The organism is Kitasatospora sp. NPDC093550 (assembly GCF_044764985.1).
Taxonomy (GTDB): Bacteria; Actinomycetota; Actinomycetes; order Streptomycetales; family Streptomycetaceae; genus Kitasatospora.
The window spans coordinates 214995-241172 of the sequence record NZ_JBIWJF010000008.1 but is presented as its reverse complement, the minus strand read 5'-3'; the positions used below and the strand labels follow the sequence as shown (position 1 = coordinate 241172).

General features: G+C 72.5%; 24 protein-coding genes and 1 tRNA gene. 15 read left to right on the top strand and 10 right to left on the bottom strand.

All coding sequences use genetic code 11. The features are described from left to right. The first annotated feature begins 30 nt into the window (after positions 1–30). The 10 genes from ACIRD3_RS15590 to ACIRD3_RS15545 all read left to right on the top strand — a co-directional run bounded on the left by ACIRD3_RS15590 (position 31) and on the right by ACIRD3_RS15545 (position 7302). Positions 31–222, top strand: a complete 192-nt coding sequence (locus ACIRD3_RS15590; RefSeq protein WP_402216054.1) for a hypothetical protein — start codon at positions 31–33, stop codon at positions 220–222. Between the two features lie 32 nt (positions 223–254). Then, complete coding sequence (locus ACIRD3_RS15585; RefSeq protein WP_402216052.1) at positions 255–680, top strand: hypothetical protein; 426 nt, start codon at positions 255–257, stop codon at positions 678–680. Between the two features lie 16 nt (positions 681–696). Next, positions 697–975, top strand: coding sequence for a hypothetical protein (locus tag ACIRD3_RS15580; protein ID WP_402216049.1), 279 nt, complete (start codon positions 697–699; stop codon positions 973–975). Positions 976–1166: 191 nt separating this feature from the next. Continuing rightward, entirely contained in the window at positions 1167–1757 is a 591-nt protein-coding gene (locus tag ACIRD3_RS15575) for a hypothetical protein (RefSeq protein ID WP_402216046.1), read from the top strand. Next, complete coding sequence (locus ACIRD3_RS15570; protein ID WP_402216043.1) at positions 1754–2518, top strand: DNA methylase; 765 nt, start codon at positions 1754–1756, stop codon at positions 2516–2518. The genes ACIRD3_RS15575 and ACIRD3_RS15570 overlap by 4 nt, the downstream gene beginning before the upstream one ends. Positions 2519–2702: 184 nt before the next feature. Then, positions 2703–3572, top strand: a complete 870-nt coding sequence (locus ACIRD3_RS15565) for a DNA primase (protein WP_402216042.1) — start codon at positions 2703–2705, stop codon at positions 3570–3572. Between the two features lie 33 nt (positions 3573–3605). Further along, positions 3606–4427: a DUF3631 domain-containing protein gene (locus ACIRD3_RS15560; protein WP_402216039.1), complete on the top strand. Its 822-nt coding sequence runs from the start codon at positions 3606–3608 to the stop codon at positions 4425–4427. 91 nt (positions 4428–4518) lie between these two features. Continuing rightward, positions 4519–5778, top strand: coding sequence for a DUF3631 domain-containing protein (locus ACIRD3_RS15555; RefSeq protein WP_402216037.1), 1260 nt, complete (start codon positions 4519–4521; stop codon positions 5776–5778). 190 nt (positions 5779–5968) lie between these two features. Next, a complete protein-coding gene (locus ACIRD3_RS15550; RefSeq protein WP_402216034.1) occupies positions 5969–6160 on the top strand; it encodes a helix-turn-helix domain-containing protein in 192 nt (63 codons plus the stop codon). Next, a complete protein-coding gene (locus tag ACIRD3_RS15545) occupies positions 6160–7302 on the top strand; it encodes a tyrosine-type recombinase/integrase (RefSeq protein ID WP_402216031.1) in 1143 nt (380 codons plus the stop codon). The genes ACIRD3_RS15550 and ACIRD3_RS15545 overlap by 1 nt, the downstream gene beginning before the upstream one ends. Positions 7303–7369: 67 nt before the next feature. Here ACIRD3_RS15545 and ACIRD3_RS15540 read toward each other — a convergent pair. Then, positions 7370–7444: transfer RNA gene (locus ACIRD3_RS15540), tRNA-Val, on the bottom strand. A 135-nt stretch (positions 7445–7579) separates the two neighbouring features. Between ACIRD3_RS15540 and ACIRD3_RS15535 the strand changes: the two genes are divergently transcribed. Both ACIRD3_RS15535 and ACIRD3_RS15530 read left to right on the top strand, forming a co-directional pair. Next, positions 7580–8989 carry a hypothetical protein gene (locus tag ACIRD3_RS15535; protein ID WP_402216030.1) on the top strand — a complete coding sequence of 470 codons (1410 nt, stop codon included), beginning with the start codon at positions 7580–7582 and terminating at the stop codon, positions 8987–8989. Positions 8990–9162: 173 nt separating this feature from the next. Beyond that, a complete protein-coding gene (locus ACIRD3_RS15530; RefSeq protein ID WP_402216028.1) occupies positions 9163–9387 on the top strand; it encodes a zinc ribbon domain-containing protein in 225 nt (74 codons plus the stop codon). 87 nt (positions 9388–9474) lie between these two features. Here the strand turns inward: ACIRD3_RS15530 and ACIRD3_RS15525 are convergent, their stop codons facing one another. The 3 genes from ACIRD3_RS15525 to ACIRD3_RS15515 form a co-directional block, all read right to left on the bottom strand. After that, positions 9475–10296: an HAD family hydrolase gene (locus tag ACIRD3_RS15525; protein ID WP_402216026.1), complete on the bottom strand. Its 822-nt coding sequence runs from the start codon at positions 10294–10296 to the stop codon at positions 9475–9477. Then, complete coding sequence (locus tag ACIRD3_RS15520; protein WP_402216023.1) at positions 10296–12980, bottom strand: phosphoribosyltransferase; 2685 nt, start codon at positions 12978–12980, stop codon at positions 10296–10298. The genes ACIRD3_RS15525 and ACIRD3_RS15520 overlap by 1 nt, the downstream gene beginning before the upstream one ends. A gap of 192 nt (positions 12981–13172) precedes the next feature. After that, positions 13173–14378: an HpcH/HpaI aldolase/citrate lyase family protein gene (locus ACIRD3_RS15515; protein WP_402216021.1), complete on the bottom strand. Its 1206-nt coding sequence runs from the start codon at positions 14376–14378 to the stop codon at positions 13173–13175. A gap of 371 nt (positions 14379–14749) precedes the next feature. On the opposite strand from ACIRD3_RS15515, the gene ACIRD3_RS15510 reads away from it, so the two are divergent. Continuing rightward, on the top strand, positions 14750–15964 hold the full coding sequence (locus ACIRD3_RS15510; protein WP_402216018.1) for a TerD family protein: 1215 nt from the start codon (positions 14750–14752) through the stop codon (positions 15962–15964). Positions 15965–16063: 99 nt separating this feature from the next. Here the strand turns inward: ACIRD3_RS15510 and ACIRD3_RS15505 are convergent, their stop codons facing one another. Continuing rightward, entirely contained in the window at positions 16064–16816 is a 753-nt protein-coding gene (locus ACIRD3_RS15505) for a Tellurium resistance (protein WP_402216015.1), read from the bottom strand. Between the two features lie 481 nt (positions 16817–17297). Here ACIRD3_RS15505 and ACIRD3_RS15500 point away from each other — a divergent pair, with 481 nt between their 5' ends. Continuing rightward, positions 17298–18488 carry a DUF2637 domain-containing protein gene (locus tag ACIRD3_RS15500; protein WP_402216012.1) on the top strand — a complete coding sequence of 397 codons (1191 nt, stop codon included), beginning with the start codon at positions 17298–17300 and terminating at the stop codon, positions 18486–18488. 127 nt (positions 18489–18615) lie between these two features. Here ACIRD3_RS15500 and ACIRD3_RS15495 read toward each other — a convergent pair whose 3' ends face one another. From ACIRD3_RS15495 to ACIRD3_RS15475, 5 genes are all read right to left on the bottom strand, one after another. Beyond that, complete coding sequence (locus ACIRD3_RS15495) at positions 18616–19710, bottom strand: DUF475 domain-containing protein (protein WP_402216010.1); 1095 nt, start codon at positions 19708–19710, stop codon at positions 18616–18618. Between the two features lie 146 nt (positions 19711–19856). Beyond that, positions 19857–20435 (bottom strand): TerD family protein, encoded by a 579-nt coding sequence (locus ACIRD3_RS15490; RefSeq protein ID WP_402216007.1) that lies wholly within the window; start codon positions 20433–20435, stop codon positions 19857–19859. A gap of 380 nt (positions 20436–20815) precedes the next feature. Beyond that, positions 20816–21391, bottom strand: a complete 576-nt coding sequence (locus ACIRD3_RS15485; protein ID WP_402216004.1) for a TerD family protein — start codon at positions 21389–21391, stop codon at positions 20816–20818. 280 nt (positions 21392–21671) lie between these two features. Next, positions 21672–22130 (bottom strand): peroxiredoxin, encoded by a 459-nt coding sequence (locus ACIRD3_RS15480; protein ID WP_402216003.1) that lies wholly within the window; start codon positions 22128–22130, stop codon positions 21672–21674. Positions 22131–22400: 270 nt separating this feature from the next. Beyond that, positions 22401–22838 (bottom strand): DUF3052 domain-containing protein, encoded by a 438-nt coding sequence (locus ACIRD3_RS15475; protein WP_402216000.1) that lies wholly within the window; start codon positions 22836–22838, stop codon positions 22401–22403. Positions 22839–23355: 517 nt separating this feature from the next. Here ACIRD3_RS15475 and aceE point away from each other — a divergent pair. Beyond that, on the top strand, positions 23356–26106 hold the full coding sequence (aceE, locus tag ACIRD3_RS15470; protein ID WP_402215997.1) for a pyruvate dehydrogenase (acetyl-transferring), homodimeric type: 2751 nt from the start codon (positions 23356–23358) through the stop codon (positions 26104–26106). Positions 26107–26178: the final 72 nt, after the last annotated feature.

The window sequence follows — 26178 nt, the reverse complement described above, 5'->3', positions numbered from 1 at the left end:
GCCCCCGGGGCGCCCGGAAGGACCCACCCAGTGATCGTCTCCATCTCCTCCGCCCTCCTGTTCGCCGTCATCACCGTCGTCCTCGTCCGCGCCCAGCGCGTCAGCGCCAGCAGCGCCGTCCTCGTGTGGCTATCCGGCTTCACCGTCGCCGGCACCGGACTCGCCGCCCCCGTCAACAGCGCCCTCACCTCCCTCGCCCACTACGTCTCCACCATCCACTGACCCACCCCCGCCCCGCCGACAGGAGAAGCACCGTGGAACACAACGCCAACCCGCAACAGCCGTTCGCCGCCCCGGTGCTCTACACCCAGGACGGCACCCCCTACTACGCCGCACAGCCCGCCCCGGCACCCCTCACGCTCTACCAGCCGACCGCCCCGCTCCCCGCCCCGATCCACCCCGCATTGGGCTACCTGCCCGCCCAGCACACGCCCGCCCCGATGCCCGTTCCGGCCCGGGACCCGTGGCCCGCCCGCCTGCTCGCCGGCGGCATCGGCATCGGCGGCGCCGGACTCGGCGTCGGCTTCCTCCTGCAGACCCTCGCCGCCGCCACCACCGGCCTCGGCCTGCTCGTCGCAGCCCTCGGCGTCCTCTACCTCCTCAAGAACACCAGCGGAGGCGGGCGGGGCGGGCAGGGCGGCGTGAACGTGAGCGTCAACGTCACCAACCGCAACCGCTGACCTTGGAGGAACCCGCATGGCCCGTCTGCGCCCGCAGTACGTCACCTGGCCCCGCCCCGCGATCCACCTGGCCGACACCCCCAACCCCAAGTGCGCCGAGTGTGTGGGCGTTGGCCGGGTTTGGACCGAGTATCAGTCCCCCTTCGACACCAGCGAGCACGCTGGAAGCGAGATCGTCCACTGCGGCTGTTGGAGATTCGGCCGCACCCGCCGCCTGCTGACCATCCCGCGCTGGATCGCCCGCCGCTGGCTCGGCTGGACCGAACCCGGCTACTCCACCGAGCCGCCGTTCTAGCCACACCCCGGAGCCTGCCCGACCGGCCGTGCCGCCCGGACCACCGCCGCAACCAGCGGCCGGGGCCCGGACGGCGCGGGGGACCGGCAGACCCGCTGCCGCACAGCACAAAGCCCCACACCAACCGGCAATCCGCCAAGACAGACGGTTGGTGCGGGGCCGTGCATCCCCTTCACAGAGATGGGACCAGCATGCCCCAGTTCGACCGTTCCACGCTCGTCGTCGTCGACGACACCGCCGACCGCGAGGACGCCAGCGACGGCCACTCCCGCTACGGCGCCTACCTCGCCCAGCACGCCGACGACTTCCGCGACGACGGCCAGCCGCTCCGTCCGGTGGAGTTCGCCATCGCCGCGTGGCGCGTCGCCACGAGCCCGGTCATGGCCCCCGGCTACGTGACCGTACGACCCGACGTCGACCGCGTCGAGGTGTATGTGGACCACGACGGCGGCGCCCAGTTCTGCGCGAAGGTCGGCCTGCGGCACAGCCAGCTCGCCCACCGCCCGGCCGGCCGTTCCCTGGATTGGGAGCGCGCCCCGTGGTCCCGCTCGAACGAGTCGTGGCCCGTGCTGGTCAGCCCGGAGCGCACCGACCGCCCCGCCGTCCTGGTCACCGCCACCGTGCTCCTCCCGATCCCGGACCGCATCCTCATCACCCCCACCACGACCCGGCCCGGCCACACGCTCACCCACCAGGCCAAGACCGTGGTCGGCGCCCTCGCCGAGTACGCCAACCGGCACCTCGCCCCGCTCGTCGCCGACCTGCTCGGCGGTACCCGGTGAACGCCCCGGGCCTCGCCCTCGCCCTGCGCCCGGCGGCCGAGTGGCTGCCCGCGCGACCGTGGAACGGCATGACCGTGCTGGACGCCTACTGCAACATCGGCGGCGCCGGCATGGGGTTCTGGCTGGCCGGGTTCGACGTCGTCGGCGTCGACATCCTCGACCAGCCCAACTACCCCTTCCCGTTCCTGCGCGGCGACGCGGTCGAGGCCATCACCGCCTACGGCTGCGGCTTCGACCTGATCTCCGCCGGACCGCCCTGCCAGTTCGACTGCACGCTTACCGCCGGGACCAACGCCGCCCGCCGCGACCGGTACGCGGACCTGCTCGACCCCACCCGCGACGCCCTCGAAGCCACCGGCCGCCCCTACGTGATCGAGCAGCCGCCCGGCCGCGCCTCCCGCCGCATGAGGATCGACCTCACCCTGTGCGGGGAGATGTTCGGCCTGCGCGTGCTCAGGCACCGCAACTTCGACGCCGGCGGCGGCCTCGTCCTCGACCAGCCGCCACACGCCCCGCACCGGGGCCTGACCATCGGCTACCGCCACGGACGGTACGTCAGCCCCGAGCAAGGCCGGTACTTCCAGGTCTACGGAAGCGGCGGCGGCAAGGGCAGCGTGCCCGAATGGCAGGACGCCATGGGCATCCACTGGACCACCGTGCGCCGCGAGATCGCCGAGGCCATCCCCCCGGCCTACACGGAACTGATCGGCCGACAGGCCGCCGCCCAGCTGCGTACCGTACCCGCCGCACGGGCCGCGTAGGACACCGTCGTGGCGACCGTCCTGGACTGGCGCGACGCCCACCACTACGACCGCACCGGCACCCGCCCCTGCCGCTGGTGCGGCCGTCCCACCTCACTGCGCGACGAGCAGCGCAGGCCCGCACACAAGGTCTGCGCCGAACAGCACGCCGCCGAGCAGCACCCGCCGACGTCTGGAGACCGGCGTGAACCCCATCCTGCAACTCGCCCTCGAACTGGCCCGGCTCGGCCTTCCGGTGCTGCCGTTGCGGGCCGGGAAACGGCCGGTCGGCAACTGCCCGGCCTGTAAGGACAACGCCTGCGGCGGCCGGCCGAACATGAAGGACCCGGGCCCGTGCGCCTGCCCGGCGCCCTGCCACGCGTGGGCCGCCGCCACCACCGACCCCGCCGTCCTGACCAGCCCGCCGTGGCTGCGGGCGTGGCGGGAGGCCGAAGCGGTGGCCTACCACCCGGGCGGCGCCGACCTGACCGTGGTCGACCTCGACAGCACCGACGCCGTCACCTGGGCCCGCACCGCCCTGCCCCCGACGCTCACCGTGCCCAGCACCCGGGGCGAACACTGGGTCTACCGGGGCGCGATGGCCTCTGCCAACAGGGTCCGCCCCGACGTGGACGTCAAGTCCACCATGGCGTACGCCCGTTGGCTCGGCTACGGCACCGGCACCATGGCCGAGCTGCCCGACGCCATCCGCGCCCTGGTCGACAAGGAAGAGGCCACCCCGCCGCCGAGCGGGCCGCGGGTGGCCTCTTCACCCCCGCCGCCCTGGACCCGCACCGTGGCCCACGGCTGCCGCCACACCGACCGCTACATCAACACCGGGCTGCAACGAGGCCTCGCCAAAATCGCCGACTGCCCCGAGACCGGCGCCGGATCACAGGCCTTCGGCGTCGCCCGCTTCCTCGCCGCCCAGCACACCCGCTGCCCCGGCCCCTGCGGCCTCGACACCATCGCCCAGCAACTCATCGACACCGCCGTATCGGTCGGCGTCCCGCACGACTACGCCACCCGCGCCGTCGCCCGCGGCTTCACCGCCGCCGGCGCCCATGCCGCATGAACTGACCACACCACACGCCCCTGTGAGGCCAGCATGACCGAGCACACCTCGTCCGTCCCCGCCACCGCCGAGGACGGCGCCGACCTGCTCAACGCGGTCGAAGCCCACCACAGCCGCTTCACCGTCCTCCCCAGCGAAGCGGCCTACGTCGCGGTCGTGCTGTGGGCCGCCCACACCCACCTGCTCGACAGCTTCGAGACCACCCCGCGACTCGCGCTCCTCTCCCAGAAACCCGGCTCCGGCAAGACCCGCACCCTCGCCGTCATCGGCGACCTCGTGCCGCGACCGATGGACGCCACGGGCGTCAGCCCCTCCGTGCTGGCCCGCACGATCCACGACAAGAAGACCCGCCCGACCGTGCTGCTCGACGAGAGCGACACCGTCTTCGGCCCCAAGGCCGTCGGCAGCGAGGACCTGCGGGGCCTCATCAACGCCGGACACCGCCGCGGCGGCCACGTCCTGCGCTGCGTCGGCGGTGGCACGACCCAGACGGTCCAGGCATTCCCCACCCACTTCGCCCTCGCCGCCGCCGGGCTCGGCGACCTGCCCGACACCGTCATGAGCCGCTCCGTAGTCATCCGGATGCGCCGACGGACCTGCGACGAGCGCATCGAGCCCTACCGCGAGCGGATCCACCAGGCGCAGGGCCACGCCCTGCGTGAGCGCCTCGCCACCTGGGCCGACACCGTGCGAGGCGACGTCAGCCGCGCCGTGCCCGACCTGCCCAACGGCATCTTCGACCGGGCCGCCGACGTGTGGGAGCCCCTGCTCGCCGTCGCCGACGCCGCCGGTGGCCACTGGCCCGAGCGTGCCCGCACCGCCTGCACCCGGCTCGCCAAGGCCAACGACAGCTGACCTGACCCGCCCGAACCAGACCGAAGCGGCCGCCCTCTCGCCAAAGCCAGCGGCCGCTTCACCCAGTCCCTACAGAACCGGAGAGGCCAGCATGACCGATCCCACCCCGCCCGTCACCACCAACACCGACGACGGCGCCGCCGTCCTCGACGCCGTCGAAGCCTTCCACCGCCGCTTCAACGTCTTCCCCAGCGAAGCCGCCTACACCGCCGTCGTGCTGTGGGACGCCCACACCCACCTGCTCGACACCTTCGAGTCCACCCCGCGCATCGCCTTCCTCTCCCCCGAACCCGGGTCCGGGAAGACCCGCGCGCTGGAGATCATCGAGACGCTCACCCCGCGGCCGATGCTCACCACCGACGTCTCCCCGGCCGCGCTGTTCCGGTCCGTCTGCGACCCCGATGCCCGGCCCACCGTGCTGTTCGACGAGATCGACACCACCTTCGGCCCCAAGGCCGCGGGCAACGAGGACCTGCGCGGTCTCATCAACTCCGGCCACCGCCGCTCAGGCGTCGTCCTGCGCTGCGTCGGCGACGGCAACACCCAGACCGTGCAGCCCTTCCCCGTCTACGCCGCCCTCGCCATGGGCGGACTCGGGGACCTGCCCGACACCATCATGAGCCGCTCCGTCATCATCCGGATGCGCCGCCGGGCCCCCAACGAGAAGGTCGAGCCCTACCGCGAGCGCATCCACAAGGCCGAGGGCCACGCCCTGCGCGAACGCCTCGCGACCTGGGCCGGAACCGTCCGCCAGCAGCTCGAAGGCGCCTGGCCCGAACTGCCCGAAGGCATCAGCGACCGACCCGCCGACGTGTGGGAACCCCTACTCGCCGTCGCCGACGCCGCCGGCGGCCACTGGCCCAAGCGCGCCCGCGCCGCCTGCGTCCAACTCGTCACCGCCGCCAAGGCCAACGACAAGGGCAGCATCGGCATCCGCCTCCTGACCGACCTGCGCGAGATCTTCGGCGACGCCGAACGCATGCTCAGCGCCGACCTGCTGAGCAAGCTCGCCGACCTCGACGACGCCCCGTGGGCCGACCTCGACGGCAAGCCCATCACCGCCCGCGCCCTCGCCAAGATGCTCGGCGACTACGTCAAGGCCGACAACGACCCCATCAAGCCCCGCAACATCAAGACCGGTTCGAAGAGCAGCGCCAAGGGCTACTACGCCGCCGACCTCGCCGACGCCTGGCTGCGGTACTGCCCGCCCCGTCGGCTTCCCCCCGAGGAATCCGCTACTGCCGCTACTGCCGCTACCGCGCAGGTCAGGCCCCTGTTTCCGGTAGCGGATACGCCCGAGGTAGCGGATACCGAACCGCTACCCACCCCGCAAGCCGCCACCGCACCGTAAGACGCCCACCGCTCCCGTCCACCCCGGCGGGAGCGGCACCAATCCGCTACCGCTACCCAATCCGCTACCAAAAACATGCCCCTGACCAGGGAGGTAGCGGCAGTAGCGGCAGTAGCGGATTCCTCAGGGGGAAGAGGTCGAGCCCACGCTCCGCCCTTACCCCTGCGCCTCGAACCCCGGGAGCCGCCCAATGGCCACCGCCATCCCCGAAGCCCTCACCGTGCCCGAGGTCATGGCCGCCCTCCGCATGAGTCGCAGCAAGGTCTACGACCTCATCCGCGCCAAGACGCTCGTCAGCTTCACCGAAGGCCGCTGCCGACGAATCGCCGTCGAAAGCCTCGCCGACTACATCCGCACCAAGACCGAGGAGAGCCGTTCCTGATGGCCCGAAAGAACCCCAACGGCGCCGGCAGCATCTGGCAGCGCAAGGACGGCCGTTACGAGGGACGCGTGTACGTCCCGCAGCCCGACGGAACCCGCAAGCGCAAGACCGTCTACGGCGACACCTGGGAGGAGTGCGACGCCAAGCGCCAGGACTTGGTGAAGCGGGCCCGGGACGGCGTCCCCACCCCGACGCGCTCGCAGAAGCTGTCCGAGTGGCTCCCCTACTGGCTGGAGGAGTTCATCCGACCGCAGCGCAAGAAAACGACGTACGCCAAGTACGAGACGCACGTCAGGCGCTACTTGATCCCGAACATCGGAACCAAGCGCCTGGAGTCGCTGAGCGTCCCCGACGTGCGACGCCTCGTCAGCACCGTGGCGCGGGAGGCATCCGCCGCCACGGCGAAGGAGTCGCACCGCGTGTTGCGCACGGCCCTGACGGCGGCCTGCCGCGAAGAACTGATCAGCCGGAACGTGGCCGCCCTGGTCCCGGCCCCGCGGGTGGAGGTACGCGAGATGAAGACGTGGACGCTGGACGAGACGATCACCTTCCTGGAGGCCGCGCGCCCGGACCCGCTGTACACGGCGTTCGTCCTGGCCATCACGCTGGGCCTCCGGCGCGGCGAGATCCTGGGCCTGCGCTGGAGCGACATCGACCTGGACGGCCGCAAGCTCACCGTCCGGACCCAGCTCCAGCGCGTGCAGAAGGAGCTGTACGCCGACAGCACGAAGAACCGCCGGACGCGGGCTATCCCGCTGCCGTCGATGTGCATCGCTCCACTGCGCTGGCGGCGGTTCCAGCAGGCGAAGCAGCGGGAGGAGGCCGGCCGGGAGTGGGAGGACACCGGGTACGTGTTCACCACCCGCACCGGTCGGCCGATCGAGCCGCGGAACCTCAGCCGGTCCTTCGAGCGGATCGGCGCGGACGCCAGCCTGCCGCGCATCCGCCTCCACGACACCCGGCACGGCTGCGCGACGATCCTGTTCGCCGCTGGCGTCGCACCGCGGGTGGTGATGGAGATCCTGGGGCACTCCCAGATCGCCGTGACCATGAACGTCTACACCCACGTCTCGGAGGAGACCCGACGCGAGGCGCTCGGCCACATGGACCGCCTCCTCAAGAGGCGCCGCAAGACCGGCTGACATCAGCCGTTGCCGTCAATCAGTGCAGTCAAAAGCCCCGCAGCGTGATCGCTGCGGGGCTTTTGGCTGGTGGGCGCGGACGGTTTCGAACCGCCGACATCTGCTTTGTAAGAGCAGCGCTCTACCACTGAGCTACGCGCCCCCGTGCGTGGCCCGGTGGGCGCACGACGAGTGCCTAGGGTACCTGGTCCCGGGGGGTGGTGGGGGCCGGGCGCGGGGAGGGCGCGGGACGGGAGGGGTGGGAGGGGGTGACGGGCCGGTGGGGTGATCGGGGAGAATGGGGGCCGGATCAGCGGGTCGGAGCAGGGAGCGCGCAGTGACGGGTGCCGGCGGGAGCGGGCGGGGGCGGCGTCGGGCGGGGAGTGCGCTGGCGGACGCGCTGGTGTTGCCCGTGGTGCTGGCGGGTGCGCTGGGCGCGGTCGGCCTGGCGTCGGCCGGGAACGGTGGCTGGTGGGGCCGGCGCGGCGGCGGCGAGGGCGTACGGGCGGGGGCCAGGGAGGCCCGGGCCGCGGCGCAGGAGGCGTTCTACGAGCTGGAGGAGACCCAGCGCGAGGTGCAGCTCGCGGTGGAGACCGTCCGGGCGGCCGAGGACGGGCCGACGGTGCAGCGGGCGCTGGCCGATCTGGCGGCGATCTCCGGCCGGGTCGACCAGGTCACCGTGAACTACCTGGGCGCGCTCGACTCCCACAACCTGGACAGCGAGGCCCTGGACGCCGGAGCGGCCGCGCAGGCCAAGCGCCAGCTGGAGGACGTGAAGGGCCAGCTCGGCTCCGCGCGCGCCGAGTTGAACGACTTCCTGCGTCGGCTGCAGCCGACGGTCGAGCACGCCGAGCAGCAGCTGATGCGCGTCACCCCGGCGGTCGAGCAGGCCAAGCGCGCGCTGCTCACGGCCTCCAACGCGCTGGACGAGGCGCGCGGCGCCGGCCTGCGGGCGGACGACCTGGCGGCCCGGCTGGCCGAGCTGGCGCCGGAGCTCGGCCGGCTGAACGAGGGCCCGGCCCGGCACGGGGTGGCCGGCACCCTGCAGCGCGCGGACGACGTGAAGCAGCGCGCCGAGGCGATCGCCGCCGACGCCGGTCAGCTGCCGGAGCGGGCGCGGGAGATCGACCGGCGGGTGGCGAGCCTGCGGACCCGGATCCAGGCGCTGGAGACCAAGTCCGCGACGGTCGAGCCCGCCCTGAGCGAGCTGCGCCGCCGGTTCAGCACCGCCTGCTGGCAGGACCTGCAGCGGGTGCCGGACCAGGTCGCCGAGACCGGGCGCGCTGCCGAGCGCAAGCTCGCCGAGGCCGCCCGGGCCCGGGACGAGCAGCGCTGGGCGGACGCCACCGCCGCCATCGGTACGGTCCGCGCGCTGCTGGAGACCGCGGACGGCTCGGTGGCGGCGGTGAACGACCGGCTGCGACAGCTGAACGAGGTGCAGCACGACCCCCACCGGGAGATCGAGCGCGCCCGCTTCGCCATCCGGGACGCGCAGCGGCTGGCGATGGCCGGGCGCAGCGCGCCGGACCCGCGGCACGCCGCCCCGCTGGACGAGGCGGTGGCCCGGCTGGACCGTGCGGTCGCCACCCTGGAGGCGGCCGGCCGGCACCCCGACTACTGGGCCTTCCTCACCGAGCTGGCGGCGGTACGGGAGACGGCGACGCGGGTGATCGGGCTGATCCGCGGCGACCTGGGCGGCCACCGCTAGCGGCGACGACCACTGCGGGGAGAGGCCACCTCCGGGCCGGGAACCACGAGGGACAGCCCCAGAAGGAACACCACCACGAGGAACACCACCAGGTGGAACAGCCGCGGTCAGGAACAGCCCCCGGAAGCCGCGAGGGCGGGCGACCGGACGGGCCCGCTCGGTACCCTGCCGGTATGCCACGCTACGACTTCCGCTGCCGTTCCTGCGGCGCCACCTTCGAGCTCCGCCGTCCGATGGCGCAGGCCAACGACCCCGCCGTCTGCCCGCAGGGCCACGAGGACACCGTGAAGCTGCTGTCCACCGTCGCCGTCACCGGCGCGGCCGCCGCCTCCCGGCCGACCCCCGCCGCCGGGGGCGGGGGCGGAGGCGGCTGCTGCGGCGGCGGTTGCTGCGGCTGACCCCAACCGAGCCGCCACACCCGCCGGGGCCAACCCACCGGGGCACCCCGGCCCCGGGGGCCAACCCGCCGGGGCGGCCCGCCGCGGCTAATCCGCCGCAGCCCCCGCCAGGAAGCGCCGGACGATCTCCTCCCCGGCCGTCACCCCCACCTCCGCGAGGGCGGTGACGCCGGGGGCCGTCCAGCCGCTGTCGGCGAGTTCGCCGTGCCCCGGCCGCCACCCCGCGTCCGCCGCGAGCAGCAGGTCCGCGTCGAGCAGCGAGTCCCCGGCGGCGAGCACGGTGGTGGCCCCGCAGCGCTTCACGACCTCGGCGAGCGCGGCGCTCTTGGTGAGCGGCGCCGGTACGGCGTACACCTTGCGGCCCTGCAGCGAGACCGCCCAGCCGCGCTCGGCGCACCAGCCGGTGAGTTCCTCCAGCCAGCCCGTCGGCAGCGCGGCGCGCTCGACCACCAGGTAGGCGAACAGCTCGTCGGCGACGCGCCGCTTGTGCGTCCACTCCGGGGCGGCGCACGCCGCGAGCCGCCGGACGACCTCCTCCAGCGGGGCCGAGTCGGCGGCGATCCGCGTGGTGATCTCGGCGCGCCAGTCGGGGTCCGGCACGCCGTCCACCAGCAGCTGCCCGCCGTTGGCGCAGATCGCGTACTCCGGGACCCAACCCGGCGTCGGGCCGGGCAGCTTGACCCGCCCGTACTGCTCCGGCGTCCGGGTGGTGGAGGGGACGAAGCGGGTCTGCCGGGCGAGGTCGGCCAGCAGTCCGGCGGCCCGTTCGGTCATGAAGGACAGCGGCCGCCCCTGGTACACCTCGACGCAGAGCAGCCGCGGCGCCAGCCCGTCGGGGACGTCCAGGGCGAGGGCCCGTTCGGAGTAGATCAGCGTCCGGTCGAGATCGCTGGCCACCAGAACACCCATCAGGATTCCCTCCCCGAAACGAACACGTCAGTCCCCCCGGACACTTCAGTCCCGCTGGCCACCGACCGCCCGTCGGCCCCGCCCCCGCCCACCACCGACCGCCCGTCGGCTCCGGCCCCGCCCCCGGACACCGCCACCGCCACCGCCGACCGCCCGTCGGCCCCGGTCGCCCCGCGGCTGTAGCGGGGGTGGATCAGGCCGACGCAGGTGTACGGCAGGCCGTCCACCTCCTCGACCTCGACCCCGCGCTGGGCGGCCAGCAGCCGGACGTGGTCCAGGTCGGCACCGGCCCCGCGCCGGGCGAGGATCCGCCAGGGCACGCGGCGCAGCAGCACCCGGGTGGTCTCCCCGACCCCGGGCTTGACCAGGTTGACGTTGTCGATGCCGTACTCGGCGCTGATCCGCTCGACGGCGGCCCAGCCGGCCCAGTCCGGCGTGCGGTCCGGGTCGGCGGACAGCCGGTCGGCGCCCTCGACCGCGGCTTCGCGCACCTCCCGGAAGCAGGCGGCCACGGCGTCCAGGAAGACCGCGGAGACGTCGCTCCCGGCCAGCTCGGCGTAGTGCTTGGCCCCGTGGAAGTCGTCCGGCCCGATCAGTCCGGCCCGCAGGACGGTGCGCGAAACCAGCCCGGACACCGTGGAGTTGAGGCAGGCCGACGGGATCAGGAAGTCGTCCCGGGTGCCGTACGTCCGGACGCAGCGGCCCGGGTCGGCGAGGACCGCGAGCCCGGGGTCGAAGCCGGTGCCGGCCAGCGCGTCGGCGAGTTCGCGGGTGATCGCGCCCTTGCCCGTCCAGCCGTCCACGAAGACCACGTCCCCGGCGCGGTGGTGGGCGGCCAGGTAGCGCAGCGCGACGGGGTCGATGCCCCGGCCGCGCACGATCGAGACCGCGTAGTGCGGGACGGACAGGCCGTGGGCGAACGCCAGCCAGCGGCGGATCAGGATGCCGACGGGTGTGCCGGCCCGGGCCAGCGAGGCGAGCACCAGCCCGGGGCCGCGCTCGCGCAGCAGCGTTTCGGCGACGGTGCCGACGGCGAGCGCGATCCGACGGGTGGAGCCGTTCAGCGCCTGGTGGAACAGCTCCTGGTACTCGGCGCTGGGCTGGTACTCGACCGGCAGCGACTCCGCGTAGTGCGCACCGCCGTTCTGGACGGCCTCCTCACGCTCCTCGGTGGGCGCCTCCAGCGCGACCCCGGAGAGGTCCTTCAGCAGCCAGGCCACTTCCTCGGCCCGGTAGGAGGAGAACCCCGGCCCGTACAGCGGCGCGGGCAGCGACGGCGCGGACGCGGACGCCGCCGACACCGCCCCCGCCCCCGACGCCCCCACCACCGCCGACGCCTGCACCACCACCGGCACCGAAGCCCCCGTCCCCGCCCCCGCCCCCGCCCCCGGCCGGTGCGAGGGCACCACCGCGAGCACCACCCGGTCCGTCACCCCCCGCAGCTGCCCCAGCAGTGCCCGCTCGCCCTCGTGCAGCGCCGGGGTGTCGGCGAGGTCGTCGACCACCAGCACCACCGCGTCGAAGCGCCGAGCCGGGTCACTGCCGGGGGCGACGTTGTACGCGTAGCGCTCGCGCGAGGCGTCGTCCTGCGGGTCGTCGTGGGCGGGGAAGACCAGCCGGGTGCGGATGGCGTAGCCGGGGTCGTCCACCGCCAGGACGGGCGAGCGGGTGGTGGTGGAGTAGCGGACGCGGTCGCCGCCGAGACGCTCGGCGAGGGCTTCGGCCAGGCGGAGCGGCGCGTACATCAGCTCCTCGAAGCCGAGCACCAGCACCCGCCGCGCCTCGGCGGGCAGCGCCTCGGCCAGCTGCCCGGACAGCCGGGGCAGCGCGGCGTCCAGCCGGGCGCGGTGGTGGACGGTGAAGCCGTGCCGACCGCCGTCCGGGAGCCCGGCGGGCCAGTCCAGCGCGACCCGGACCAGCGGCGCGGGGGCGGCCGCCTGCCCGGCGGTGTCCGCCGGAGGGGCCCCGCTCCCGGCCGCCGCCTCGGCGATCAGCCGCTCGGCCCGGGCCGGAAGGTCCTCGGGCAGCTCGACGCCGCCGCTGGCGGTGGCGACCAGGTCCAGCCGGGCGCCGAGTTCGGCGGCGGCCTCGTCGAGCCGGCTCCGGTCGGCGGCGGAGCGCAGGTCGACCAGGGCGACCACGACGTAGTGGTCGCGGGGGTGGCGGGCGTGCAGTTCGCGGATGGTGTTGAGCACCGTCCGCCCGGTCGAGAACTCGTCGTCCACCAGCACCAGCGGCCCGCCCCCGGTCAGGAGTCCCGGGTCGGCGGGGAGCAGCAGGTGCGAGGTGGCGTGCGAGTGCTCCTCCTCGAAGCCGCCGAGCGGGGTCAGCCCGGGCACCGGACGGCGGGTGGAGTGCAGGTAGGGGGCGTCGAGTCCGTCGGCGACGCTGTGGCCGAGGCCGGTGGCGGTCTCCGCGTAGCCGAGCACGACGGCCCGGGCGGCCGACTCCTCGCCGAGCAGCTCGCGGACGCGCCGGCCGAGGTCGACCCCGGCGCCGTGGACCACCGACGGGAGCTGCGGCACGTGCTTGCCGAGCACGTTGGAGACGAGCAGGTGGGCGCGCTTGCGGTTCTCCCGGAGCGCGAGGCCGACGAGTTCGGGGAGGCGCTCGGAGCCGGTCAGCACGATCCCGGCCCGGTCGGCGACCCATCGTCCGGTCCACGTCTGCGGTGTTGCTGTCACTGCTGGTCCTGCTTTCGGTGGTGCGTTGGTGCACTGGTGCGCTGGTGCGCTGGTGCGCTGGTGCGTTGCCGCTTTGCCGCGTTGCCGCGTTGCTGCGCTGGTGCGTTCGTACGTCTTATCCGTCGTACGGGAACCGGGGGGAACGGCTCGGCCTCGGCCACGCGAACAGCCCCGCCCGGTCGGCGGCCCGCCTCAGCCGCACAGACAGGCCGACAGCAGTTCGGCGAAGCTCACGTCCTCCCGGGCCACCCCGAACACCTCCGCCCGCAGCAGTACCCGCTCCGCCCAGGCCCGGTGCGGCCGGGCCTCGTTCATCTTGTTGGTGTACGCCGAGCGCAGCACCCCGCCCCCGTGCTGCTCCTGGCGGAGGATGTCCCGGGCGTCGCAGTACTCCTCGTGCGTGACCACCGACAGGGCGTGCACGGCGGGCACGTGGCTGGGATGGATGCAGGTCTTGCCGAGCAGGCCGTTGGCCCGGTCGAGTTCGACCTCGCGGATCAGCCCGTCCAGGTCGTGCTCGATGATCCGCCGGCGGATCTCCTCGCCGGAGGCCCGGACCGTCCCGGCGGCCGTGAGCGAGGCCCCGGCGAACGGGGTGCGGCGCAGCTGCGGCTTGAACATGCGCTCCTGCACCGGGAAGTACTCCCAGACCGGCCCGGTGACGGTGTACCCGGTGCCGTCCGCCCGGCCGAGCACGTTGACCACGTCCCCGATCACCGCCGCGACCAGCGCGACGTCGTACGCGGTGAGGTCGGGCGAGCGCCGCAGGCCGTACGCGGAGCAGAGGTCGGTGACGCCGAGCCGGACGGCGAGCACCCGGTCCCGGTGCCCGGCGAGCAGGTCGGCGATGCCGAAGAGCTGCTCGCGCCGGGTCTCCAGGTGGGCGAGCTCGGGCGATTCCAGGACGGGCATGGCGAACAGCCGCCGCCCGGTCGCGGCCTCGGCGGCGGCGAGCGCGGCCAGGTAGGCGGCGCCGTTCTCCGGGGTGAACTTCGGCAGCACGAAACCGCTGAGCAGCTCGACGGCCGGACCGAGGCGCTCCGCCAGGTCGAGGATCTGGGAGGCCGCGCGGACTCTGATGAAGAGCAGTGGATGACTCTGTGCGCAGTCGGTGAAATCCTTGACCAGGTCATTCAACTGCTCGACCAGGTTCCGCTCCCCGGCGCCCACCTCGTGGTCGGCGATCGCGTCCTCCAGGCAGAGCACCATCGACACCACGCCGCGAGCAGCCTGTTTGCGGATGTCGGCGGCCAGCGCGGGCCTGGTGGCGGGGCTGTAGAGGGTGCCGCCGAGCGCGGTGGCGAGCACCTCGGGCTCGCTGCGCGCGGTGAAGGCGCGCGGCTGCTCCAGGAAGAGTCGACCGCGTACGTCCTCGGCGAGGTGGCCGAAATGGCGCAACGTGCTCTCCTCCACGAAGTGAACGGGCCTGCGGCCCCTTGCCGACGACGCCCCCGACGCCGGCCGCCGGGCCGACACCGTCCCACCAAGCCGACGCCGTCCCACCGAGCTGTCGAAGCCCTCCGTGGAAACCGGTCGGCACCCCTCTGCCGAACCCCGGGCGGGCCTCTCGACCGCCCATCGTACGGACGGGATCCGGCCGCTCCCGGTTCCCCGGCACTGAACTCCCGGAACATCCCGGTCCACTTGGTCGATCACGGGGGTGTCGGCGGCAAACCCCGGGAAGCGCAAGTCTTGGCAAAGTCCACCACGGCGCGGACCGGTCCGGTCACGTTGTCCGAAGGGGTGGCGAACAGGCAGGATGGTCCGCTATGACGCACGTGATGGCCAAGGGCGCCAACATCGCACTGCCGGCGGCGGCGGTCCGCGCCGTGCTGCGCTGGAGCGCCGCGCCCGGTGCGCCGGACGTGGACGCGTCCGCGCTGCTGCTCGGCGCCGACGGCAGGGTCCGTTCGGACGCCGACTTCGTCTTCTACAACCAGCCGCGCCACCCCTCCGGCCTGGTCCGCCACCTGCCCAAGCAGCAGACCACCGGCGGCGCCGAGATCACCGACACGATCGAGGTCGAGCTCGGCAAGCTGCCCGCCGACGTGGACCGCGTGGTGCTGGCCGGTTCCTCCGAGGGCGGACCGTTCCGGATGGTCCCGGGCCTGCGGCTTCTGCTGTTCGACGCCACCGCCGGTGAAGGCGCGCACGCGCTGGCCGAGTTCGAGATCAGCGACGCCGAGAGCGTCACCGCGCTGGTCGCGGGCGAGCTGTACCGCCGGGCCGGATCCTGGAAGTTCCGGGCGATCGGCCAGGGCTACACCTCCGGGCTGATCGGCCTGGCCACCGACTTCGGCATCACCGTCGAGGACGAGGCGGCGGGTTCCGCGCCCGCCCCGGCGCCGACCCCGGCTCCCGCCTCCACCGCCTCGCCCACCGGCGCCGTGGACCCGCGCAGCACCCCGCTGCCGGACCCGCGCTCGACCGCCGCCGAGCCGGGCACCTTCACCCTGGCCCCGGCCGTCCCCCAGCCGCCCTCGCCGGCGTCGGCCACCCCGGCCCCGGTCGCCGCCACCACCGGCGGCCCGACGGGGGCGCACACGGGCGCGCCGGCCAGCCCCCCGCCCGCCACGCCGCCGACCCCGCCGCCGCCCACGGCCCCGCCGACGTTGCCCCCGACCGCCCCGCCGGCCCCGCCCACCCAGCCGCCGGGCCACCAGCCCGGCGCCGGCTACGGCTACCCCCAGCAGCAGCCCGGCACGGGGTACGGCTACCCGCAGCAGCACCCCGGGACGGGCTACGGCTACCCGCAGCCCACCCAGCCGTACCAGCAGCAGGGCACCGGTTACGGCTACCCCCAGCCGAACCAGCCCGTCCCGCCACAGCAGCAGCCGCACCAGAGCGGCTACGGCTACCCGCAACAGCCCGGCACCGGCCAGCAGCCGCCCGTCCCGCCGCAGCCCCCGACGGCCCAGCCGCCGGCGCCCACCGGCGAGGAGTTCGCCCTGCCCCCGCAGGGCCCGCAGTTCCAGCCCCGCTGACACCCCCCACCCGGACGGCGGCCACCCCGGACGGCAGCCACCCGGGGCGGCAGCCGCCCGGGACACCACCCACCCGGGACGGCGGCCACCCGACGAGAGTCAGTCGCCGCCGCCCGGCTGGTTCTTGTAGCCGCGCTGCCACTGCATCCCGAAGCCGTACAGCCGGTCGATGTCCGCCTGGAAGCCGTTGACGTACCGCACCTCGCGACGCACGGTCAGCTGGTTGTCCCCCGCGTTCTCGATCAGCACCACCGCACAGGACCGGGCCGCCCGGGCCCGCTCCTCCAGCTTGATCTCGATCCGCGGCCCGGTCTGCGGCACGATCGTCACGACCGCCTGGGACTGCTCGAAGGCCGGCGTGCCGTCGTAGATGTAGACGAAGATCAACAGCCGCTTGAACTTGTCCTTCTTCTCCAGGTTGACGTACATCGTCTCGCCCGAGGGCGCCCCGTACTGGTCGTCGCCGCTGAGCTTGATGTACGGCGCCTTCTGGAGGTCGCCGAAGAGACCGCCGAGCGGCTGCACCACGCCGGTGGAGCCGTCGGAGAGTTCGTACATGCAGGCCAGGTCGAGGTCGACGTTCATCGGCTCGTTGCCCTGCGGCGAGTCCGGCTCCAGCGGGCTGAGGATCCGCGGGCTGAAGAACCGCTTGACCGATTCCCGGGTGCTCGGCCGGCCGGCGCCCGCACGCATCGACCAGTGCAGGTTGACGTAGAGGTAGCCGGTGGTGGCGGCCGACCCGGTGATCGCGTGCTGCGGGGCCGACTTGGTGAGTATGACCTTGTGCTGACCGCCGGGGTTGTCGAAGGTGTAGCTCTTGTCCCCGCGCAGGTACTCCCAGATCGAGACCATCCCGGCTTCTCCCCTCCCCCTGCTCCCGCCAGGCGATCTGACGGTCCGCCGACCAATGATCGGGCATCCGCCCGGCCGACCGATACCCCGTCCGCCCCCGCCCTACCCCGACCGGCCACCCGACCGGCCACCGGAGCGACCACCGGACAACCAAGCCAGCCGTCGGCCCGGTTACCGGACACCGGGAGCGATCACCGCCCCGACCACCCGCCCGATCACCGAACTGGCAAGCGAACCACGGGAGAACCGGAGGCGAACCGGCGGGCCGATTGGCCCCGTTCGACCGCCCTCCCGTAACATGCCGCCCCTTCGGACGCGATATCGTCTAGCCGCACAGGTGTCCCGTCCGCCCCTGCGCGGGCGCGGTCGGCACTCCGTGCGGCGACGAACGATCCGTCAGGCAGTGCCCACCCGGCGGGACCTGACCGCCTGTGTCGCACCGTGAACCTGTCCCCTTCGGAAACCCGAGGCCCGACCCGCAATGAACCTGACCTCCATACAGCTGGTCTGGACCGTCGTCGGCGGCGCAGCCCTGCTGTTCGTCGCCGTCCTGATGGCGACGCTGCGTTTCAAGAACTCGAAGAAGGACGAGTCCACCGACTCCTGGGAGCGCAGCGAGGAGCGCCGGCGCCGCAAGGAGATGATCTACGGCATCTCCTCCTACACGCTGCTGTTCTGCTGCGCGGGTGTCGCCGCCGCGCTGTCCTTCCACGGCCTGGTCGGCTTCGGCAAGGAGAACCTGGGCCTGTCCGACGGCTGGGAGTACCTCGTCCCGTTCGGCCTGGACGGCGCCGCGATGTTCTGCTCGGTCCTCGCCGTCCGCGAGGCCAGCCACGGTGACGCCGCGCTCGGCTCCCGCCTGCTGGTCTGGGTGTTCGCGATCGCCTCGGCCTGGTTCAACTGGGTGCACGCCCCGCGCGGCTTCGGCCACGCCGGCGCGCCGCAGTTCTTCTCCGGCATGTCGATCTCGGCGGCCATCCTGTTCGACCGGGCGCTCAAGCAGACCCGCAAGGCCGCGCTGCGCGAGCAGGGCCTGGTGCCCCGCCCGCTGCCGCAGATCCGCATCGTCCGCTGGCTGCGCGCCCCGCGCGAGACCTACGCGGCCTGGTCGCTGATGCTCCTGGAGAACGTCCGCAGCCTGGACGAGGCGGTCGACGAGGTGCGTGAGGAGCGTCAGGCGAAGCTGGACGCCAAGGCGCGCGCCCGCACCGCGGACCGCCGCGAGCGCGCCGAGCTGAAGGCCATCTCCCGCCAGGGCGGCGGCATGCTGGCCCGGGCCCGCGGTGGCCGCCAGGTGCCCGCCCTCACGGCTGCCGGAGACGGCCCGAGCGCTACGGAGCCTGCCCTAGCCGCGGGGTCCGACGCCACCACCTCGACCTCGCACGCCTCGACGGCCGGCACCTCCTCGCTGGAGCCCGCCGCCCTGGACTCCGGCCGCCGCCCCCGCGCCGCCGTCGGCTCCTCGTACTCCTCCTACTCCTCGCCCTCGACCTACTCGTCCGCGTCGAGCTCCGGGTCCGCTCCGTCCTCCTCGTCCTCGTCGTCCGACCTCTTCGGCTCCTCCCGCCGCAGCTCGTCGATCGACCTGACGGCCGACGACGACACCCTGTCGATGCCGAAGCTGGACTCGCTGGAGCGCAAGCTGCGCGCGATCGAGCAGCAGCTCGGCTGACGCTCGCCGCCGCGCCGGAACAACGGGAACGGCCGCCCCCGGGAAACCCCGGAGGCGGCCGTTCCCGCTTGCCCGCGAGCCACTCGCCCGGCGAAGCACTCACCCGGAAAGCCACTCGCCCTACGGGCTACTGCCCGCTGCCGACCAACTCCCGCTCCTCGTCCGCGCCCTCGCGGCGGTTGCGCACGATCGACGAGCCGAGCGCCAGCCCGATGAAGGCCACCCCGATCAGGCCGGTGACGATCTCCGGGATGTGGTACTTGATCCCGACGAGCAGGATCGCCGCCAACGCGCCGATCGCGTAGTGCGCGCCGTGCTCCAGGTAGACGTAGTCGTCCAGGGTGCCCTTGCGGACCAGGAAGACGGTCAGCGAGCGGATGTACATCGCGCCGATGCCGAGGCCCAGGGTGATCTGGAAGATGTCACTGGAGATGGCGAACGCGCCGACCACGCCGTCGAAGGAGAACGAGGCGTCCAGCACCTCCAGGTAGAGGAACAGGAAGAACGCGGCCTTGCCGCCGACCTGGACGATCGACTTGCCGGCCTTCTCCGCCTCCTCCTCGCGCTCCTCCTCGGCCTCCAGGCCCGACTCGAAGATCGAGGAGAGACCGTTGACCGCGAGGTAGGTGACCAGGCCCAGGACACCCGCGAGCAGCACCGTCTCGGCGTGCTCCCCGGCGAAGAAGTTGGAGGCCAGCAGCAGGGCGACCAGGGCGACGACGGTGGAGAAGGCCTCCAGCTTGCCGACCTTCTCCAGCGGGCGCTCGATCCAGGACAGCCAGTTGTAGTCCTTCTCCTCGAAGATGAAGTCGAGGAAGATCATGAGCAGGAAGACGCCGCCGAAGGCCGCGATGGCCGGGTTGGCCGCCTCCAGGTACTGGCCGTAGGTGAGGCCCTCGTACGTCTTGTCGGAGTGCAGCGCGAGGTCGATGACGGTCGCGGGGGCGAGCTTCGCGGTGAGGCCGACGACCAGCAGCGGGAAGATCAGTCGCATCCCGAAGACGGCGATGAGCACGCCCACGGTCAGGAAGATCTTCTGCCAGAACGGGTTCATCCGCTTCAACACCGTGGCGTTGACCACCGCGTTGTCGAACGACAGGGAGATCTCCAGGATGGAGAGGATCAGCACGATGCCGAAGCCTTCGGCCCCCCAGATCAGGCCGGCCGCGATCAGGCCGATGACGGTGATCGCGAACGACCAGCCGAATGTGCGGAGGAACACGGGAGTTGGCTACCTTTCGGGTTCTGGCCGTGCCGGGGGCGGCCTCGTCCCCGAGACGCCCTGACCGGGCCCGGCCCGGTCAGGTCACCCCCGCACTGCCCTTGGTTCTCATGGTCGGGTCGGGTGCGATGGTCCGATTTCCGCCCTTACTGTACGTTGACGCCGAAGTCGAGCGCGATACCGCGCAGGCCGGAGGCGTAGCCCTGGCCCACTGCGCGGAACTTCCACTCGCCCCCGTAGCGGTACAGCTCGCCGAAGATCATCGCGGTCTCGCTGGACGCGTCCTCGGACAGGTCGTAGCGGGCGATCTCCTGGCCGTCGACCGAGTTGACGACCCGGATGTAGGCGTTGCGGACCTGCCCGAAGTTCTGCAGCCGCGCCTCGGCGTCGTAGATCGAGACCGCGAAGACGACCTTGTCCGCCTGCGCCGGGACCAGCTCCAGGTTGACCAGGACCACTTCGTCGTCACCCGTGTCCTCGCCACCGGTGAGGTTGTCGCCCTGGTGCTCCACCGAGCCCTCGGGGCTCTTGAGGTTGTTGTAGAAGACGAAGTACTCGTCACCGAGCACTCGCCCGCCACCGCAGAGCAGGGCGCTCGCGTCGAGGTCGAACGGGGCGCCCGTGGTCGAACGGGCGGACCAGCCGAGGCCGATCTGGACCTGCGTCAGGTTCGGCGCGGCCTTGGTGAGCGAGACGTTGCCACCCTTGGCGAGCGTGACCACCATGACGTTCTTCCTCCCTTGCTTCTCCCGGGGCGCGCCTTCCAGGTGTAGTGCCCCGCGCCCCCGGCCGACCGGCTTTGGTCGGCTGAACTTCCTGAACTCACATCCTCGCAGCGCGGCGGACCCCCGCGGCACCGGATCGGACGAACCCCCGACCGGCCCGCGCCCGGCCGTACGAACACGGGCCGCACGACCACAGGCCGTACGAACACGGGCCGCACGACCACGGGCCGTACGAACACCGACGGCACGAACACCGATCGTACGAACGATCGCCGCACGGAACCGGGGCGGCCCCGGACCTCAGTGGTCCGGGGCCGCCCCGGGATGACCGCGCCGCTGCGCGCCGACGGGCGCCGACGAGGACTCAGACGTTGACGGACTCAGACGTTGACGCCGAAGTCCTGCGCGATGCCGCGCAGGCCGGAGGCGTACCCCTGGCCGATGGCACGGAACTTCCACTCGGCGCCGTTGCGGTACAGCTCGCCGAAGACCATCGCCGTCTCGGTGGAGGCGTCCTCGGAGAGGTCGTAACGGGCCAGCTCCGTGTTGTCGGCCTGGTTCACCACGCGGATGAAGGCGTTGCGCACCTGGCCGAAGTTCTGGCCGCGGGTCTCGGCGTCGTAGATCGACACCGGGAAGACGATCTTCTCCACGTCCGCCGGGACGCCGGCCAGGTTGACCTTGATGGCCTCGTCGTCGCCCTCGCCCTCGCCGGTGAGGTTGTCGCCGGTGTGCTCGACCGAGCCGTCCGGGCTCTTCAGGTTGTTGAAGAACACGAAGTTGCCGTCCGAGGCCACCTTGCCCTGGGCGTTGCACAGCAGTGCGCTGGCGTCCAGGTCGAAGTCCGCGCCGGTGGTGGTCCGGACGTCCCAGCCCAGGCCCACGACCACGGCCGTGAGGCCGGGGGCCTCCTTGGTGAGCGAGACGTTGCCGCCCTTGCTGAGGCTGACTCCCACGTGTCCTCCAAGAATCGGGAGGCACGTCCTGTCACGGTGCCCCCGGTGGTGCGGTCCGGGGCGCCGGGAGACGAATCGGCTCCCGCACCCCACTCCGCCAACGGCCCGAGCGTAGTACGCGGTTCCCGTCCGCAGCGCGGTTCGGGTCGGACACGGCCGTTCGACACCCGGCCGGACGTGGGCGGACGGGCGGCGGCACCCCCGGCGCCCCCGGCGCCCCCGGCGCCCCCCGACGCACCCCCCGACGCCCCGCGTCGGCGCGAGCCCCCGGGCGAGCGGCTCAGAGCCCGGCGAGGACCTTGAGGTACTCCTGCTCGTCCCGGGCGTCCGGGAGGCCGTTGACGACGCTCCAGCGCACCACGCCGGCCCGGTCGATCACGAAGGTGCCGCGCAGCGGGCAGCCCCGCTCCTCGTCCAGGACGCCGTACGCCCGGGTGACCTCGCCGTGCGGCCAGAAGTCGGCCAGCAGCGGGAACTCCAGGCCCTCCCGGTCGGCCAGCACGCGCTGGGAGAACTGCGAGTCGCAGGAGAGGCCGAGCACCTGGACGTCCTCGTTCTGCAGCCCGGCCAGCTCGCGCTGGATCGCGCCCAGCTCGCCGGTGCAGACGCCGGTGAAGGCGAACGGGTAGAAGACCAGGACGACGTTCTTCTCACCGCGGAAGTCGGCGAGCCGGACCGACTCCCCGTGCTGGTTGTTGAGCTCGAAGTCCGGAGCCTGGGTGCCGACCTCGACGGCCATGGGCGGGACCTTTCTGACGCGACCGCGCCGCGCGGCGGGCGCGGCCGGACCCATCCTCGCATTCGCTCACGGCCGTTCGGCCGAACGGATGACGCGACCCCGCCCGGCACCCGATCCCTTTCGCCCTGGGCGAACGCGCCGGGGGGCTCCGGACCCCCCGCAGCCCGGCCCCGGGCCGACAGGGGCCCACCGGGGAGCAGCGACCGCAAAGCGCCGGGCCCCGTCGGAGCGTGACTCCGACGGGGCCCGGCGCGGGGCTTCAGATCCCGTTCAGCGCTTGCTCGGCTTCGCCGTCGACTTGGTCGCGAGCCGGGTGGCCGCCCAGTCCTTGACGATGTTGATCGAGCTGGTCTGGGAGAGACCCGCGGTCTTGGCCGCGTCGTTGATCTCGGAAGCCTCGACGTGGCCGTCCCGCCCGGTCTTGGGGGTCATCAGCCAGATGATGCCGCCCTCCGCCAGGTACTCCAGGGCGTCGACGAGGGAGTCCGTGAGGTCCCCGTCCTCGTCGCGGTGCCACAGCAGGACGGCGTCCGCGACGTCGTCGTAGTCCTCGTCGACGAGATCCGTCCCGGTGATCTCCTCGATGCCCTCGCGGAGGTCCTGGTCAGTGTCTTCGTCGTACCCCAGCTCCTGGATGATCTGGCCCTCTTCGAAGCCGAGACGGGTCGCCGGGTTGGACTTGTCCGCGGGATCCGCGGTCGCGCTCACGGGAATAACCTCCAGTATTCGGCTCGGCGTCCATGCCGAGGCTGTGGCCGTAGTCCACACGGGCGCGGCGGTTCGCGCAAGTACCCGACCCCCGATCCCCTCCAAAGGTTGACGTGTCGCACCGGGACACGCCGCTTCGACGTGTCGGGAATCACACCGATTTGCCCTTCTCCGCACGAGACAAGGATGCTTCGGGTGGTCCCGGCCCACAGGCCGTACGCGTGCCCGAGATGCGAACGGCATTCGGGGTCCGCGCGTGCGCGGGCGTAGAGTCTCCTGTTGGCCCTCACCCCGGCCGCCCGCCATCGGGCGGACGGGACACCAGGTCGGACCACCTCTTTTCGTAACACCCGGGGGTGTGCGAGCGGACGAAGACGCCCGCGCAGCGCACCACCAGACCGGCCCGCCCACCAGGCGGAACGGTTACCGATCGGTAGAGATGACGGATCTCCGAGCGCGGTAGCACGATGGAGGCGGCGCGACACACCTCAGTTTCGACCGACAGTGAAGGAACAGCGTGGCTTCCGGATCCGATCGCAACCCGATCATCATTGGCGGCCTTCCGAGTCAGGTCCCGGACTTCGATCCCGAGGAGACCGCGGAATGGCTGGAGTCGCTCGATGCGGCCATCGACGAGCGGGGGCGTGAGCGTGCCCGTTACCTGATGCTGCGGCTGATCGAGCGCGCCCGCGAGAAGCGTGTCGCCGTGCCCGAGATGCGCAGCACGGACTACGTCAACACCATCGCCACCAAGGACGAGCCGTTCTTCCCCGGCAACGAGGAGATCGAGCGCAGGATCCTGAACGCGACGCGATGGAACGCGGCCGTCATGGTCTCCCGGGCGCAGCGCCCGGGCATCGGCGTCGGTGGCCACATCGCCACCTTCGCCTCTTCCGCGTCGCTCTACGACGTCGGCTTCAACTACTTCTTCCGCGGCAAGGACGCCGAGGGCGAGTCCGGCGACCAGATCTTCTTCCAGGGCCACGCCTCCCCCGGCATCTACGCCCGCGCCTTCCTGCTGGACCGACTCACCGAGCAGCAGCTCGACGCGTTCCGCCAGGAGAAGTCGAAGGCCCCGTACGGCCTGTCCAGCTACCCGCACCCGCGGCTGATGCCGGACTTCTGGGAGTTCCCGACCGTCTCGATGGGCCTCGGCCCCCTCGGCGCGATCTACCAGGCCCGGATGAACCGCTACCTGGAGCACCGCGGCATCAAGGACACCTCCGACTCGCAGGTGTACGCCTTCCTCGGCGACGGCGAGATGGACGAGCCCGAGTCGCTCGGCCAGCTCTCCCTGGCCGCCCGTGAGGGCCTGGACAACCTGACCTTCGTGGTGAACTGCAACCTGCAGCGCCTCGACGGCCCGGTCCGCGGCAACGGCAAGATCATCCAGGAGCTGGAGTCCCAGTTCCGGGGCGCCGGCTGGAACGTGATCAAGCTCATCTGGGACCGCAGCTGGGACCCGCTGCTCGCGCAGGACCGCGACGGCGTCCTGGTCAACAAGCTGAACACCACGGTGGACGGCCAGTTCCAGACCTACGCCACCGAGTCCGGCGAGTACATCCGCGAGCACTTCTTCGGCTCCGACCTGCGCCTGCGCAAGATGGTCGAGAGCATGACCGACCAGCAGATCCAGCACCTGGGTCGCGGCGGCCACGACCACAAGAAGATCTACGCGGCGTTCAAGGCGGCCCGCGAGCACAAGGGCCAGCCGACGGTCATCCTGGCCCAGACGGTCAAGGGCTGGACGCTGGGCCCCAACTTCGAGGGCCGCAACGCCACCCACCAGATGAAGAAGCTGACGGTCGAGGACCTGAAGCGCTTCCGCGACCGGCTGCACCTGCCGATCACCGACAAGCAGCTCGAGGAGGGCTACCCGCCCTACTACCACCCGGGCCGCGACTCGGAGGAGATCCAGTACATGCACGACCGCCGGCAGGAGCTCGGCGGCTACGTGCCGACCCGCAAGGTCCGCCCGCGGAAGCTGGAACTGCCCGGCGACGACGCGTACAAGGCGGTCAAGAAGGGTTCCGGCAACCAGACCATCGCCACCACCATGGCGTTCGTCCGGCTGCTCAAGGACCTGATGCGGGACAAGGGCATCGGCAACCGCTTCGTGCCGATCGCGCCGGACGAGTACCGCACCTTCGGCATGGACTCGCTCTTCCCGTCGGCGAAGATCTACAACCCGCTCGGCCAGACCTACGAGTCGGTCGACCGGGACCTGCTCCTCGCCTACAAGGAGTCCCCGACCGGCCAGATGCTGCACGACGGCATCTCCGAGGCGGGCTGCACCGCCTCGCTGATCGCCGCGGGCTCGGCCTACGCCACCCACGGCGAGCCGCTGATCCCGGTGTACGTCTTCTACTCGATGTTCGGGTTCCAGCGCACCGGGGACCAGTTCTGGCAGATGGCCGACCAGCTGGCCCGCGGCTTCGTGCTCGGCGCCACCGCCGGTCGCACCACCCTGACCGGTGAGGGCCTGCAGCACGCCGACGGCCACTCGCACCTGCTGGCCTCGACCAACCCCGGTGTCGTCGCGTACGACCCGGCGTACGGCTTCGAGATCGCGCACATCGTCCAGGACGGTCTGCGCCGGATGTACGGCTCCAGCGCCGAGCACCCGAACGGCGAGGACGTCTTCTACTACCTCACCGTGTACAACGAGCCGATCAAGATGCCGGCCGAGCCCGAGAACGTGGACGTCGAGGGCATCCTCAAGGGTCTGCACAAGTACGCTCCGGGCACCGCCGGCCAGATCCCGGCCCAGATCCTCGCCTCCGGCGTGGCCGTGCCGTGGGCCCTGGAGGCCCAGCGCATCCTCGCCGAGGAGTGGAACGTCAAGGCCGACGTCTGGTCCGCGACCTCCTGGAACGAGCTGCGCCGCGACGCGGTGGAGGCCGAGGAGTTCAACCTGCTGCACCCCGAGGAGCAGCAGCGCGTGCCGTACGTCACCCAGAAGCTCCAGGGTGCCGAGGGCCCGGTCGTCGCGGTGTCCGACTGGATGCGCGCGGTGCCGGACCAGATCGCCCGCTGGGTGCCGGGCCAGTACCAGTCGCTGGGCGCCGACGGCTTCGGCTTCGCCGACACCCGTGGCGCGGCCCGTCGCTTCTTCCACATCGACGCGCAGTCGGTCGTCCTGGCGGTGCTCACCGAGCTCGCCAAGCAGGGCAAGATCGACCGCTCGGCGCTGAAGGACGCGATCGACCGCTACCAGCTGCTGGACGTCACCGCGGCCGACCCGGGCGCCGCCGGCGGCGACGCCTGATCGGCCGGTAGGCACTGAAGGGCCGGACTCCCCCGGGGGGCCGGCCCTTCGTCGTCCTCGCGCACCGGCCCC